Here is a 14,947-nt window from a genome sequence, read left to right on the forward strand (position 1 = left end):
GCGGGTACGGCTGCGGGTAGGCTGCCTGACGGCCCGGCCGGTGGCGCTCCGCGGCGCCGGGCATCATTGGAATTGTGTGGTCAACCGCTCGCGGTCGTCGCTGACGGATCGTGAGGTACGGGCTGAGGAGGACGACGGTGGAGGAAAACGTGCCGGCCGGGCGCTGCGTGGTCGCTGTGGACGGGCCGTCCGGTTCGGGTAAGTCCACCGTCTCCCGGCGGCTCGCCACGAGCCTCGGCGGGCGTTACCTCGACACGGGTGCGATGTACCGGGCGATCACCTGGGCGGTGCTGCGCTCCGGCGTCGACCTGACCGACGCGCAGGCGGTGGCGAAGGTCGCCGGCGAGGCGGACCTGCGCATCGGCACCGACCCCGCGGGGTACGGCGTGACGGTCGACGGGGTGAACGTCGAGACCGACATCCGCGGCCCCGAGGTGACGGCCGCCGTCTCGGCGGTGGCTGCCGTGCCGGCGGTCCGGGCGCTACTGGTGGCCCGCCAGCGGGACATGATCAGCAAGGCGGGACGGATCGTGGTCGAGGGACGGGACATCGGCTCCGTGGTGGCGCCCGACGCCGACCTGAAGGTGTACCTGACCGCGTCGGCGGCGGCGCGTGCCGCGCGGCGTAGCGCCGAGGACGCCTCCGACGTCGCGGCCACCGCCGCCGACCTGGCCCGGCGTGACCAGCTGGACTCGACCCGCAAGGCCGACCCACTGGCCCAGGCGCCGGACGCGGTGGTGCTCGACACCACCGAGCTGGGCATCGACGAGGTCGTGGCGCGGCTGCGGGCACTGCTGGCCGAACGGTCAGTGGCGTGAGTGACGACGGCTGGGTCGAGCTGCGTGAGCCGGACCTGGACACCGAGGAGCAGACCGGTCCACAGCCGGTGGTGGCCGTGGTCGGCCGCCCCAACGTGGGCAAGTCCACGCTGGTGAACCGCATCATCGGCCGCCGCCAGGCGGTCGTCGAGGACGTGCCGGGGGTCACCCGCGACCGGGTGCCCTACGACGCGCAGTGGTCCGGGCGGGCGTTCACCGTGGTGGACACCGGCGGTTGGGAACCGGACGCGAAGGATCGCGCCGCAGCGATCGCCGCGCAGGCCGAGACCGCCGTGCTGACCGCCGACGTGGTGGTCTTCGTGGTCGACGCGACGGTGGGCTCCACCGACGTCGACGAGGCGGCCGTGAAGATGCTGCGCCGCAGCGCCAAGCCGGTGATCCTGGTGGCCAACAAGGCCGACAACGCCAACATCGAGCTGGAGGCCACCTCGCTGTGGTCACTCGGCCTCGGCGAACCGCACCCGGTGTCGGCACTGCACGGGCGCGGCTCCGGAGACCTGCTCGACGCCATCCTGGCGGCGCTGCCGGAGGCACCGAAGGTGGCGGAGTACCGCCCCCGGGGTCCGCGTCGGGTGGCGTTGGTGGGACGGCCGAACGTCGGTAAGTCCAGCCTGCTGAACCGCTTCTCCGGCGAGGAACGGGCGGTCGTCGACGCGGTTGCCGGAACCACCGTCGACCCGGTGGACAGCCTGGTCGCCATCGGTGGTGACACCTGGCACCTGGTGGACACGGCCGGGTTGCGCAAGCGGGTCGGCCGGGCCAGCGGCACCGAGTACTACGCCAGCCTGCGTACCGCCTCGGCGATCGAGGCGGCCGAGGTGGCGGTGGTGCTGCTCGACTCCAGCGAGCCGATCAGCGAGCAGGACCAGCGGATCCTGTCCATGGTCACCGAGTCCGGCCGGGCGCTGGTGATCGCCTTCAACAAGTGGGACCTGGTCGATGGCGACCGCCGGTACTACCTGGACAAGGAGATCGAACGGGAACTGCGCCGCATCCCGTGGGCGATCCGGCTGAACCTGTCGGCGAAAACCGGCCGGGCGGTCGACAAGCTCGCCGCCGCCCTGCACCGGGCGCTGGACAGCTGGGAGACCCGGATCCCCACCGCACAGCTCAACGCCTGGCTGACCGCGCTGGTCCAGGCGACCCCACACCCGGTGCGGGGCGGTCGGGCACCCCGGATCCTCTTCGCCACCCAGGCGGGGGTGGCACCGCCCCGCTTCGTGCTCTTCACCACAGGTCCGCTGGACGCCGGCTACCAGCGCTTCGTCGAGCGCAAGCTGCGTGAGGAGTTCGGCTTCGAGGGCAGCCCGATCGAGATTTCGGTACGCCCCCGCAAGAAGCTCGGCCCCGGCGGCCGCGGCAAGGCCCACGGCTGACCCTCGGATCACCGCTGCCCCAGGCCGCCCGGGGCATCCAGTTTCCTAGGATGCTCTAGGGGTGGTGCGGCATCCCACACGAGGAGCCAGCGCGGACGCGACACCGGTGGTACCGGGGGCGGCAGGAGGGGCCGGTGCGAGCGGAGCAGGGCCTGCGCTAAGCTGTACCGGCTGTCGCGGGGAGTTCCCTGTGGAGGCAATCGGGACGTGGCGCAGCTTGGTAGCGCACTTGACTGGGGGTCAAGGGGTCGTCGGTTCGAATCCGGCCGTCCCGACTTGAAAAAGGCCAGCTCAGCTGGCCCTTTTCAGTTATTTCTATGGATGTGTAGATCGGGTTTCGACACGTGATTCTGCCCGTATGAGCGTACGGTCTGGGGTCGATCGCCGTCCTGCCTGCGTTCGGGCGACGAGTGCGCGTGGCGCGGCGGCATCCGATGTTGTGCGGAGTTCGGTAGAGATCGCGATGACGGTGCAGGCCGCTTGAGCAGGCGTAACGGCCTTGTTCTCTGCCATGTGGCCCGGAGGCTTCCTGCGTCTTGGGCACCCCGCCCCGGAAGGGCTTGCCTAAGGTATCGACATTCGTCCCTTGTGGATGATCACGACACACCTCCGACACGGATGTCCGTACGGTGACGTCGGTGCTTCCCGCCGCCCGTCACGATCGACCCCGAACCGGATGGGCGGCTGCGCGTGTTCTGCGGCGGGCAGCCGGTCCGTCGTGTCGGCGGGTGGCGGGGTTCCCATGGCGGGGTGGGCCTCCAGTGCTGGAGGTGATTGCCGGGCGGTGAGGAGGTCGTCGTGGTCGATGATGGTGTGATCGTTCGGGATCCGGTCACCGGGTTGTACGGGTTCCGGTTGGAGATGGGACGTGACCGTAACGGGGCGCGGATGCAGGCCCGTCGGACGGGGTTCGTGACGGAGAAGACGGCGTTGGCCGAGTACCGTCGGCTCAGCCGCCAACGTGACGCGCGGACGGTCCGGCCGAGGCTCACCGACACCGTCGAAACCCTCTGCCGGGACTGGCTTCGTGCCCGTGAGCAGGAACTACAGCCGAACACTGTCTACAACTACACGTGGCTGCTCAGCCTGATCTACCCCTACCTGGGCACCGTACGAGCCTCGCGGCTCAGCGCCCGGATGACCGAGCGCGCCTACCGCCACCTGGAAGCGGCCGGCTACTCCCGCACCACCCTGCGCACCCTCGACCTCGTGTTGACCAAGGCATACGGCGAACAGACCGGCTTGACCCTCGGCGCGCACCGGCCACGCGAAAGCGACACCCTGCGGCCTGTCTGGACCCTCACCGAAGCGCGCCGCTTCCTCGACCACGCCCACCAGGACCGGCTCTACCCGCTGTGGCGGCTGCTGCTGGTCACCGGCCTACGACGCGGCGAACTGTGCGGCCTGCAGTGGCGCGACCTGGAACCGGACCTGGCCACCCTCACCGTCCGCCGGCAACGCGTCGTCGAAGACCCGGCCAGCCGAGTCCGCGACAAGCCACCCAAGTCCCACAACAGCACCCGAACCCTCATCCTCGACCCGGCGACCCTCAAGACCCTCACCGCCACGAAAGTCACCGCTGGTTCGCGGTACATGTTCACCGGCCGCACCGGCCATCCCCTGCGGCCCGACAATGTCACCAGCCGCTTCAACCACCTCGCCACCCGCGCCGGAGTCCGCCCCATCGGACCCCACCAGATCCGGCACCTGCTCGCCTCCACCTACCTCGACGCCGGATACGGCATCCACGAAGTCGCCGAACGACTCGGCCACGACCCAGGCACCCTCATGCGCTACTACACCCGCATCAATGCCACCCGCCGCCAACAAGCCACCGAACACATCGCCCAAACTGCTCACCGAACCACCGCAGATCCCGGAGTAGGTTCACGCGGCTCGTACGACAAGGGACTGCACCACGTGGGTGGCCGTGTCCGCCCTTCGTCGGCGCAAGCACGGCCACCTGTCACCGTGGCTCATACTCCTGCGGTCGCGCCCTGCGGCGCTTTGGCTCGCACGGTAGCCGGTGCCTGGCAAAGGTCCTCCTCAAGCGCGTCAACAGCGACGGTCCACGAGGCCACGTCCTCCAGAGGAGGCGCCGGATCCGGATTTCGGCCATGCAGGATCTCGCAGATGGCGACGTATGCCTCGAGCGCACCGGCGATCACCCGCATCCGCCGTGTCTGGCCCTCCGGTGACAAGCCGGGCTCGCCGATGCTGAGATACAACCGTCGCTCAATCATGGAGATGTCAGGCTTCGCGGCTATCACCGTGCTGGGCAGACTGGCTGCCATGCGCTCGATTCGGACGCGAAGCACCAGTGCCGCGAGTGCGGCCTTCTCAGCCTGGCTGCCGGGCCAGCCCTGGTAGGCGGCTTGCAGGTCGGCTATTTGGACGTCCGGATACGTCGCCATCTCAACTACCGATCTCCTGGACGGCTTTGATGATCTTCCGGGTCTGGCGTATCCAGAGCCGCGGATCTCCGTCGGGGGCGCGGCCGTGGGCTGCTCCGTTGAGTGCGTAGACCGTTGGGGTGAAGCCGTTGACGTCGATGGCTCTCATGCCCGCCCGGCGTGCATACCCGTTGAGAAGTGCCAACTGATCGAGAGTCTTCCGCGCTTTCCTGAGATCGGCGACGATTGAGGCCTCCGGCAACCCAATTCGTCGTCCCAGCATCTCGATTTGCGCGACAACCTCGGTGTCGACGGCCTGCCGGCACACGGCGAGGGACATCGCGATGACCGCGTCGGGGGTGCCGATGGGCGCCGCCCGCTCGGCGCCCAGGATTCGCTGGATCTCGTCAAGCCGCTGAATTCCAGGGCTGGCCACATGGCTCACCCGCACCTGCCGTCGACCGTGGCCGTGCCGGTCCATTCGGATGTGTGTTGGCATCGCGCCCAAGCCACGGAGCTCGCGCCAGAGGCGGTCGTCGTGGGTGAACACGACGACCTGGAAGCGCTCAGCGAGGGTCATCAGGTGCCGAGCCAAATACCGCACCCGCCAGGTGTCGAACGCGTGGATCGGGTCGTCGAGGATGAGGAATCCGAACGGGCTCTCTGGCTGGGTAGCGCGGGGCAGATACGTGGCCAATGAGAGTGCGTTGCGCTGACCGGTGCTCAGGACCGCGGAGTTGTTTTTTCCGGTTGGCAGTGCCACCTCGCCGTCGGCGAGGTCCAGGGCCACACTCCGTCGCATCTTCGTCCCGCCGGTCAACGCGATGCCGGTCAGCTTCAGGTCTGCGTCTGGATTGAGCACGGACCACAACTCCATCACCTCCTTAGCGATAGGGGTGAAGATGTCTGCGCGTGCGGTCCGTATCCACCGGTCGACCCTACGGTCCAGCCGCTCGGCCACGGCGAGCCTGGTCAGTGCGGGCTGCTCCTGGCTGCGAACATCCATCCACGATCCGATATGTGCGCGGACCGTTGCCTGCGCGGCGATTACGTCGTCGCGTCGGGCAAGTAGGTCATAACGCATCTTCCGGTACCAGTTGGCTAGGTCGGCGCTCTCATCGAGTGCTTCAGTCAGCGACGCGACGGACGGCACTTTCGTGGCGAAGTCGGTTGCCAGGCGGACGAGCCGGTCCCATTGTCTTATCCGTAGCTCGACGGCCGGATCCGTGAGTTGGGTCAGTGCCTGGCGCAGGGAGTCGGTCAACGGCGCCGGGAAGCATTTGCCCAGATTCCGGAGTGCTGTAGTCGCGGCGGCGGTCGCAGTGCGGAGTTCCCTGGTGGCCGTTCTCAGTCGGTCGGCGTCCTCGGAGGCGCGGCGCACCCACTTGTGCCCAGCCGTCTGGCAGACCGGGCACACATCCCGGTCACGCAGGTCGTTGAGCCGCGCGTCACCGAGGGCGAGCGCCTTCTGGAGCACCGCGAGGAGCGCATTTCCTCCGGCCGCATCCGAATGGAGGGCGTCGTCCACCCGAGTGAGGGTGCCGACGGCCCGGTCACATAACGCGTCATCTACCGCCCAGACGTCGGGCAGGCCCAAGGGGGCCGGCGCCGATTCCGGCAAAGTCTCGGTCAGCGCCTCGATCCGTGCTCGGACCTCATGGTCCGGGAACGCACCACAGCCCCGTACGATCCTGGCCAGTTCCTCGTGACCGGCCTTGAGGATGCCGCTTAGCGCGCTCGTGTGGGCGGCCTCCACCGTGCGCCGCGCGGCAGTGCCCTTCTCCCGGTCGGTTTTTAGGAGAGCCTGCAGTTCTTCAAGTGCGGTCAACTCCAGCGCGTCTTTCAGAAACGCGTGCAGATTACTCGGATCCTGAATGACCTGGGACATCTCGGGATACAGCAGCACCGGCATGTAGCGCGCGAATGCTTCGGTCCACTCGCTGGGCGGCGTGCTGAGAGAGCCGTCCGCCTCGCTCCATTGAACGATCTCGTCTGCTCCACAGACAATCTCCATGTCACGGCACCCATTGCTGACCGTAACGACGATTTCGCGATGCGGATAGTGAATGTTACTTGCTAATACTTGATAGGGGCGCTTGATTCCGCCGCTGAGTGTGTGCCGGGCGCCGTCGGCGATGCTCGTCTTTCCGGTACCGTTGCGCGCCGTAACGATTGTGAGACCTGCCGTAGGCTTCAGGTGCAGGTCGACGGCTTCCTCGGCGACTCCGATATGGCCACGTACGTGCACGGTCCGTACGTACCACGGTCCCTCGGCCGTGGTGATGCTCGTCTCGAAATTCGGGTTCTTGGTCCGAATTAGTTCCAACAGCAGCTCCCGCATATCCGGCTCGAGGTCCGCTGCGGCGGCGGCGATGTCGGCCCACGTGAGTAGGACGCGCTGTGGAGAGTTTTCGGCGACCACGAAGAGGCCCTTTCGGATTACCGGCCGTGGGCAGTCGCCGCGTTTGCCTCATGCCGGACAACAAAAACGAGGGCCCCATGATCGGCCCAGCAGCGAGCCGCACAACATATCGCGCATTCCACCCTCCATGCCAGCTAGACGCGCAGTCGAGTTTCCTGACTTGCTGTACTGGTGTTCGAACTTTCAGGCCAAAGGCGCGATGTGAGGCAGAAACACATTCCAGGAGGCGATGCCGAGCGCCTCACCTGCCCCCGACGTACTCTCGTTTCAACCGGTTGCTGCGGCTGCAAGGAGTCCCAGGGCCAGGCGGCCGGTGGCGCGCAGGGGAACCCAGCGCAGCGTCGATCGGGTTGGCCCAGGAGGCGTAGGTCGGGGTGAAGCACAGTTCGACCTTGTTGCGGCCGCCCACGTGCGGATCTTGCGGCCCTTGTGGGCGGACAGGTTGTCCAGGATGACGTTAGATCGGTGCCCTGTCCGCACGGGCGGCCCGGATCGACTTCAAGGCGGTGAGGGTGTTCGCGGCGCTCTTACGGCGCCGGACGACGCCCCAGACTTGCTGAGTAGCTGCCGGACCCCGTGCAGCTTGTAGTAGTTCGCGGGCAGCCGACGCGGATGGCCCGCGGGCGCCCAGCCGGTGCGAGACTGCGGGCGGATCACGAGGGGCCCGAACTCGTCGGACGCGAACACCCGCTGCGGGAAGTGGGCGCTGACGTAATCGACCCGGGCGAGTTGGGCATCGCGGTGCGGGTCGGTGGACTCCTTCCACGTCTTGGTCCGTTCAAAGGTGATCCGGTGCTTGTGCAGGATCTGGCGCAGCCGTTCCCGACTTACCCGAACCTGGCGGGTGGCATGCACCCGCAGGTGGTCGGTGAGCTTGCGAATGCTCCACCGGGTGAACGGCCGCCCCAGTTTCTCGGGGCGGGTGTTGGCCGTCTCGGTGATGAACTGTTCCTCGTCGCTACCGATCTGGCGGGGACGACCACCCGCCCACGCAGGGTCCAGGCTGGCCATCCCCATCTCGTTGAACCGGTGGATGACCTGCCGGATCGTGTTCTCATCGGCTTGGACCAGGCGGGCGATGGCCAGCACCGTGTTCCCGCCAGCGGACGCGAGCACGACCATGGCCCGACGTAGTCGGATCGGTGAGCCGGTGCCCCGGCGGGTGATTCGCAGCAGCTGCTGACCTTCCTGATCACTCAGCCGCCTACAGGATCTGCCACCGGCACAGCCTGACCGGCACGACGCCGCCCGGCCGACAGGCCAGACGGCGGGTCATCCAACACGGTGAACGTTCGTGGTCACGGCACTAAATATACGAATGGGCATTGACTGCTGCCTGCCTTAGAGCTCCTAACTCTTTGAGTGTTGGAGTCGGCGCCAGCAGATGATGGCGCAGGCGAGGGTGAGGAAGGCTTCGTGGATGTCGTCGCGGATCTCCCAGCGGATCCGCAGGCGGCGGAACCAGTGCAGCAGGGCGATGGTCTGCTCGACGACCCACCGTCGGGTGCCGAGTCCGGAGCCGTGACCGGTTCCGCGTCGGGCGATGACCGGGGTGATGCCCTTGGTCCGTAGGTCGCGGCGGTAGCAGTCGTAGTCGTAGCCGCGGTCGGCGTAGAGCTGGTCGGGTCGTTGCCGGGGCCGGCCGCGGATGCCCTTGATCCGGGGGACCTTGTCGACCAGGGGCATGAGCTGGGTGACGTCGTGGCGGTTGCCGCCGGTCAGACTAGCGGCGAGGGGGATGCCGCCCGCGTCGGTGATGACGTGGTGTTTCGAGCCTGGCTTGCGGCGGTCGACCGGGCTCGGACCGGTTTTGGGCCACCCTTGAGCGCCCGGACATGGGAGCCGTCGATCACCGCCCGCGACAGATCGAGTTGCCCGGTCGCCCGGAGTTTGCCCAGCAGGACTTCGTGCAGTTGCTGCCACACGCCGGCGTCGTTCCAGTCCCGCAACCTGCGCCAGCAGGTCATCCCCGAACCGAACCCGAGCTCTTGGGGCAGGTACTCCCACGGGATCGCGGTGTAGAGCACAAACAGGATCCCGCACAACACCTTGCGATCATCCAAGGGCTTACGGCCGGGAAACCTGTGCCGCCGCGGTGGTCGGGGTGGCAGCAGCGGCACGATCTCGGCCCACAGCTCGTCCGAGACAATCCACGGCGGCTGCTCACCCCTCCTCACGTTCAGACAGAACGACCCTCACGTCCCGAGGACACGCCAACCTTCATTTCGTTAGGAGCTCTTAGTCAGCGGCAGGAACATCAGGGCAACCGCATCCGGGATGGCCTGGGCAGGCGTGACACCAGAAACACCGGAACCGGGCACCCGGCGCGCGGCTGCCGTCAACGCAGGGCACGGCTAGTAGGTCCGCGCCCGCTGTCACGTCGAGACGATCGCCGCTGGTCCCATCGGGCAGGACGTTGCGCAGCCACAAGACGGGATAGGCCTTGCCGCACGATCCGCAGATCCGCGTACCCCAGCCCGTCGAGCAAACTTCACAGCGGCATTGGAATGTGTTCCGGTCTCGAGGCTCGAACTCGGTCAGATTGCTGTGACAGACAGGGCACGTCTCGAACAGATCGAACGACTGGGCCGCCCTCTCGACCGCAGCCATCGCCCGTGGCAGCGACGATGCCGTGGACCGCGGGTCCCGCTCACGTCCGGTTGTTGCGTGGACTAGCGCTTCCACCTCGTCCATCGACGGCCGGCGAGTCACCGCGATGCGCCTCGGACCAGCCGGGTACCACCAGCCATCGCTGCTCTTCGGCACACTCGCGGTCAGCTCCGCAGCGGGCGGATACTCGGCGACGAACCGGCGGCCTTGCAGGACCCACCGCAGCGCCCGGGCGAGTCGCTCCTCTCCCTCGATCTCTAGCGGTGTCACAGGAACCAGACAGGGCAGCGCGCCGAAGCCGGCCGGGTGCACGAGGCGCCCTGTGGCGGATGGCAATGCCGCCCGGGCGGCGCGGATGCCCGGATACACCACGATCGTGGGGTTGGCCTGCATACCGAGCGCGGCGGCGCGCGCCTGGCCGGCGGCGGGCTGGCCGAGGTCGTCGTCGACCGGCGCCAGCCTGGCCAGGTGCCGTCCGTCGGCGGCGACACGCAGGGTTCCGTCCTCCGCCATCGACCACGTGACACTGCCGGCCGGACCGCTCAGGAGCACGGTGGAGCCGACGACCGGCAGCGCCTCGGCCGGATCGTCCGGCCGGTAACCGAGGATTGCCAAGGCACGCAGGGAGAGCGCGGCGATGTAGTGCGTGTACGCCTCGGGGAACGCACGCTCCGCCGACTTCACGCCCGCCAAAACGGAGGACTCGTGAACCGCCCACAGCTCCCACAGCGCACCGACCTGCCGGTATCGCCCGTCGCCTAGGAACAGGTTGGTGCGCATGAGCCGGATCGGCACGGGCACCCGGCGGTTGGCCCGCCGTAGGACCGGCGATCGTTGCAGCGCCGCGAGCCTTGCGCGGGCGCGGCGGAACACGTCCAGGGTTTCGGTGATCGCCAGCGCCGACGCGGTGGTGTCCGAGACCGCCTTGGCGACGAGGCGGGCGACCCGGTCGAGCCGCCGCCACGACCGCGCGTATCGCAGCGCCCGGTTGTACTCGTCGAGGTCGGCTAGGCCGTCGGCGAGCGTGGTCAGCTCGCGGATGCGTCGGGTTAGGTGCTCGCCGAGCCGGTCCACGAGCTGCGCGGCCACCCGGTTTTCGTAGAAGTCGACGTCTTCGGCGAACCGCTGCGACAGCACGCGCAGCGGCATAATGCGCCCGTGCTCCACGCCCGCCCAGTCCTCGGTGTGCCCGGCTAGGTGGGCGAGGCCGGCAGGCGGCACCCGGCGCGCCAGGTCCGCTCGCACCAGCTCGTTCACCCGGTCGAGCCGGTCGTGGGGTCGGAGGCAGACGTCGGCGAGGACGTCGAGCCCGTCGAGAACGGCGCGCTCGAACGGGCTCAGCTCGGCGTGGTGCGACGCGTCGGGCACGAACATGTTGTCAGCTAGCCACGTGCCGAGGGTCATGTTCCTGGTTAGCGCGCGGGCGACGTCGATGACGGTGCTGACGACGAGCGGGTCCGGTGCGCCGGGCCGGTCGGCCATCACCCTTCCCTGCGCCGCTGCTCGTCGTCGAGGAGGCGCACGCACCGCACCGGGGCACCGCGCAATCCGCGCAGCTCCCAAGCGGTGCAGATGGTGTCCCGAATCTTGTTGAGGCCGCCGGGGGTGACGTCGTACCGACCGCGCAGGGAGCGAAGGACCTTCCGGGCCAGGAAGTGGTCGGCGGCGAGCGACCGGCCGTCCTGTCCGCTGTCTTCGCCCTCCGGCCGTTCGGCGACCGGGTCGCCAGCGTGGGCCGCGACGACGACAGGTACGAACGCCTCCAGCTGACGCTCGAGCCGCGGGCCCATGACCGCCCGGCCATGTTCGCGCAGGTCGTCGGCTATCTCTTCCAAGAACTCGCGCACCTCGGTCGCGTCTGTCCGGTGCGTCTGCTTGGCCTGCTGGAACGACTTGCGCAGCGCGACAGCGCCGTACGGCTCGATCTCCGGGACCGTTGCCGGATGGAGCAGCCGGGGACGCTGGGCTGGCAGCTCCATCAGGTGCGCGCGATTGTAGGTTTTGTCGGCGAACTCCAGCGTCGACTCGTCCTGGTTTGCGGTGCCGATGAACCAGACGTTGCTGGGGAGGCGGATCCGCCAGCCGTCCACGAACCACTGGGGTGCGCGGCCGGTGCCGCGAGTGACCAGCTGGATCGGCTCGCCCTCGTGCTCGAGCTTCGACAGTAGGACCGAGAAGTACTGTTCCGGTCGGGCCAGGTTCATTTCGTCGAGAACGATGAAGAACGGCCGTTCCCGGTACCTCGGCGTCTGCGCCAGGTACAGAGCTTGGAGGAATTCGGACTCCTCGAAGCGGCGCTCGAAGGTGTTGTGGTGTCCGAAGAGGTCCGTCCGGTCGCGCCAGCCGGCTTGCACTTCGACGACAGTGCACTCGGTGCCGAGCGCCTTGGCGAGGGCGACCGGCAGCGATGTCTTGCCGATGCCGCTCATGCCCTCCAACAGGTGCAGCCGGCTCATCGCCAGTCCGCCGAGGAGGACGCAGACGTCGTTGAGCCGGTAGGCCCGCTGGCTGTCGGCGAACATGACCGTCTGCAGCGACCGGGCCAGCTGCGAGAGGTTGGGCCGCTCGGCGCTGATCGCTCCGGGTTCGCTCAGCTGCGGGTCGTCGTCCATTGCGACGCAGCGGGGGAAGAGCGGCGTGCCGGGGTCGGGGCTGTCTCGGGTCAGTTGCTCGACGGTGCCGTGCAGCTCGGCGATCCGACTCTCGTAGCCGCGGGCGACCACCTCGAAGTGCCGTTCAGCGTCGCTGAGCTGCTTCAACTGCAGGTTGTTGATGCGGCTGGCGAGGGCAGCACCCTCCAGCTCCTGCACGCGGTAGGCGAGGCGGTCGCGCTCGCCGGTAACCTCCCGGTGCTGCTGATCCAGCCAGCGCAGCCGGTGCAGGTCGTCGTCGGCCAGCCGTTCGGCGAGCTTGCCGCGCAGCTCGGCGTTGTGCGCGGCCAGCCGGTCGCGTTCGTCGATGAGATACTGCGGATCAGTGCCACCGATCCGCAGCAGTTGCTGCTCCCGGTCGGCCAACTGCTTGCGCAGCTCGTCAATTGTCTTGATCCGAGCGTCAGACTGGATCTGCAGGACTTGCAGCTCGCGGTCGAGAGCGGCGACGTCGGCCGCGGCGCGCGCCTGAATCTCTGCCTCCAAGTCGTCGAGCTTGCGTTGCAACTGGAACTGCTGTCCCAGCAACGCCCTGCGTTGGTCATTCAGCTCCTCCTCGGAGCGACGGAGCGCCGTTCGGTCCTCCTGCAGCCGGGCCATCTGTTCCGCGTGCTCCTCGGCGAACCCGCGCCGCCGCTCCTCCTCTTCGATTTGGGCCGCCTGTCGGCGGCGTTCCAGCTCGGCATCGAGCTCGGCGTGGGCCGCCTGGGCCTGTGCGGTGAATCCGTCCCGGGCCTCCTGCTCGCGGGCGCTCACCTGCTCGCTCCGGAGACGCAGCTGCGCCAGTTCGGTGGTGGCCTCGGCCCGGAGCGCCTCGGCGGCGTCGCGGGCCGCGGCGGCCTCAGCGAGATCCACGTCGAGGCGCTGGCGTGCGGTGTGCGCAGCGGCCTCGGCGTCCGCTGCCGCCTGCATCCGTTCCCGAGCCGCTTTCGCCGTGCGTTCGTAGTCGGCGGCTTGGCGCAGCAGGGCGTCGTACGCGGACAGCACCGCGTCGTCGTTCATGGTCGGCTCCAGCCCCTGCTCAGCGAGGGCAGCGGTGACCTCCGTGTCGTCCTCGGCCCGCTTGGTGGCCGCCGCCAAGTCGGCATTCTTGTCGGCGGCCGTCTGCTGAGCCGAGCGGCGCTGATTCGGTGGCCAGTTCGGCCTCTTGTTTCGCCTACCCATTGGTGGAGCGGTCCCTTTCGCTAGGCGTCCGGAGATCGGGCAGCGGCACGCCGATGTAGGCCGCCGCGGTGTCTTGCGCAAGCCGCCAAGCGGTCTCGCCGTAGTCGAGGTTCAGCGGCACCGCGGCGGCGTGCGCACCCCCGGTGTTCCGGTCCTTCGATACATTCGTGAGGTCGCTGAGCAGCGTCGGCCAGGCCGCGGCCACCTGGCGCAACGGATGGTCGGGGGTGCTGTTGGCGGCGCTGACAAGTGAGGCGGCCAGCAGCACGGGGGTCGTCGCCCGCTCAGGTTGTCGGATTCCCCGCCGGAGCTGATCCGCCTCCACCACGCCAAGCCGCAGGTGTTCGCCAAACGGCATCCCGAGCTGCCGGCAGTAGGTGCCGAGCTGCCGGGCGAGTGGATTCCGCAGCTGTTCGACGACCCGCGACGCTGGCCGATATTGAGCCACGAGATCGCGTAGCACAAGCTCGTGCAGCCGCCAGGAGTACCGAGCGACGTCGCCCACCTCAGGACTGCCGTCGCCATGCCGACGGGCCCGGTCGATCTCTCGCTCAAGCAGCGTGAGCAGCTCGAACACCGCATCGTGGTCGCGCACCCGGGCGGTGAACCGGTGCTCGAGCGTCTCGGCGATGCTGCGCCGCAGCTTGACCTCGATGAGGTCGGACTCGGCCAGAAGGCCCTCAGTCCGGCGGCCGATGAACTGTTGGATGTGGTCGCGCAGTCGGGCCGACCGCTGGATCTGGGTCGCCACCAGCCGCCGAAGGTAGGGGCTGGCGCGCCCGCCGAACGGGCTCATCGCGTCCCACGTCACCGTGGTTTCGCCACCCTCGTCGCGCGTCCGGGCGAGCAGTGGCAGTGGAATCCACACCGGCTGCCCATCGGTCATCACCGACACGCGCGAAACTACCCGCTCGGGCGGACCGGCCTGCCAACGCCGCGTCCGTCCGCCGCCCTGCCGTTTGGCGGTCTCACCGCGGGAGACAGCTTCAACGACCTGCTCGTGAGCCGGCGGCTCGGTACTGTTCCAGCCGCCGGCATAAACGGCGAACGCATGCACCCGCAGCGGCGCGCCTGCGGTGCGCAGTTGCAGCGTCGCCGCCGTCCGACTCTGCCAGTCGCATTGGCAGTGACCCGGTTCGACGGTCGAGGCCGGCCAGAGCGTGCCGGTCGTCACGTCCTGGTAAACGTAGGTCGTGATGACCCGCGTGGGGTCGGGGAACCCGCCCTGCAGAACGTGGCGGCCGCTTGTCGTGATGACGCCGTACCGGTCGAGGTACTTCAGCGCGCGCAGGTCGGAGCGGACCAACTCCACGAGGTCGTCCTGGAGTCCGAGGAGCCGGCCGATGTCGGCCGCCTCACGCAAGCCAGCGCGGGCCAGGCCCAGCACCGCTGCCTGGAACACATTGAGGCGGTCCTCGTGCACCAGCGGCGACACGACGCGGTACCGCAGCGCCGGCCAGAGCAGCCACCGCTGCCGTCCCCGGAAATCGGC

General features: G+C 68.5%; 9 protein-coding genes and 1 tRNA gene. 4 read left to right on the forward strand and 6 right to left on the reverse strand.

Going from position 1 to position 14,947, the window contains the following annotated elements; all coding sequences use genetic code 11:
- The first annotated feature begins 137 nt into the window (after window positions 1-137).
- The 4 genes from cmk to AB0J93_RS27300 all read left to right on the forward strand — a co-directional run bounded on the left by cmk (window position 138) and on the right by AB0J93_RS27300 (window position 4,585).
- On the forward strand, window positions 138-818 hold the full coding sequence (cmk, locus tag AB0J93_RS27285) for a (d)CMP kinase (protein WP_363925174.1): 681 nt from the start codon (window positions 138-140) through the stop codon (window positions 816-818).
- A complete protein-coding gene (der, locus tag AB0J93_RS27290) occupies window positions 815-2,215 on the forward strand; it encodes a ribosome biogenesis GTPase Der (protein WP_363925175.1) in 1,401 nt (466 codons plus the stop codon). Before cmk ends, der begins: the two co-directional genes overlap by 4 nt.
- 201 nt (window positions 2,216-2,416) lie before the next feature.
- A tRNA-Pro gene (locus tag AB0J93_RS27295) sits at window positions 2,417-2,490 on the forward strand.
- A gap of 862 nt (window positions 2,491-3,352) precedes the next feature.
- Window positions 3,353-4,585 carry a site-specific integrase gene (locus AB0J93_RS27300; protein WP_363925176.1) on the forward strand — a complete coding sequence of 411 codons (1,233 nt, stop codon included), beginning with the start codon at window positions 3,353-3,355 and terminating at the stop codon, window positions 4,583-4,585.
- Between the two features lie 45 nt (window positions 4,586-4,630).
- Here the strand turns inward: AB0J93_RS27300 and AB0J93_RS27305 are convergent, their stop codons facing one another.
- The 6 genes from AB0J93_RS27305 to AB0J93_RS27330 form a co-directional block, all read right to left on the reverse strand.
- Window positions 4,631-7,030, reverse strand: a complete 2,400-nt coding sequence (locus tag AB0J93_RS27305; RefSeq protein WP_363925177.1) for a hypothetical protein — start codon at window positions 7,028-7,030, stop codon at window positions 4,631-4,633.
- A gap of 498 nt (window positions 7,031-7,528) precedes the next feature.
- Window positions 7,529-8,152, reverse strand: coding sequence for a helix-turn-helix domain-containing protein (locus AB0J93_RS27310; RefSeq protein WP_363925178.1), 624 nt, complete (start codon window positions 8,150-8,152; stop codon window positions 7,529-7,531).
- Window positions 8,153-8,380: 228 nt separating this feature from the next.
- Window positions 8,381-9,180 (reverse strand): IS5 family transposase gene (locus AB0J93_RS27315; RefSeq protein WP_363925215.1). Its coding sequence is split into 2 segments (ribosomal slippage): window positions 8,381-8,844 and window positions 8,844-9,180, totalling 801 coding nucleotides; the frame shifts between segments, so codons are not numbered across the junction.
- 88 nt (window positions 9,181-9,268) lie between these two features.
- Complete coding sequence (locus tag AB0J93_RS27320; protein ID WP_363925179.1) at window positions 9,269-11,122, reverse strand: DUF2357 domain-containing protein; 1,854 nt, start codon at window positions 11,120-11,122, stop codon at window positions 9,269-9,271.
- A complete protein-coding gene (locus tag AB0J93_RS27325) occupies window positions 11,122-13,371 on the reverse strand; it encodes an AAA family ATPase (RefSeq protein ID WP_363925180.1) in 2,250 nt (749 codons plus the stop codon). Before AB0J93_RS27325 ends, AB0J93_RS27320 begins: the two co-directional genes overlap by 1 nt.
- Before the next feature lie 76 nt (window positions 13,372-13,447).
- Window positions 13,448-14,890, reverse strand: a complete 1,443-nt coding sequence (locus AB0J93_RS27330) for a hypothetical protein (RefSeq protein WP_363925181.1) — start codon at window positions 14,888-14,890, stop codon at window positions 13,448-13,450.
- Between the last annotated feature and the right edge of the window lie 57 nt (window positions 14,891-14,947).

Source organism: Micromonospora sp. NPDC049374 (assembly GCF_040677165.1).
GTDB lineage: Bacteria > Actinomycetota > Actinomycetes > Mycobacteriales > Micromonosporaceae > Micromonospora.

Coding starts and splice junctions, on each gene's coding strand:
- AB0J93_RS27300 (WP_363925176.1), top strand. CDS start 3,353: ATGACCGAGCGCGCCTACCGCCACCTGGAAGCGGCCGGCTACTCCCGC.
- AB0J93_RS27310 (WP_363925178.1), bottom strand. CDS start 8,152: ATGGTCGTGCTCGCGTCCGCTGGCGGGAACACGGTGCTGGCCATCGCC.
- AB0J93_RS27320 (WP_363925179.1), bottom strand. CDS start 11,122: ATGGCCGACCGGCCCGGCGCACCGGACCCGCTCGTCGTCAGCACCGTC.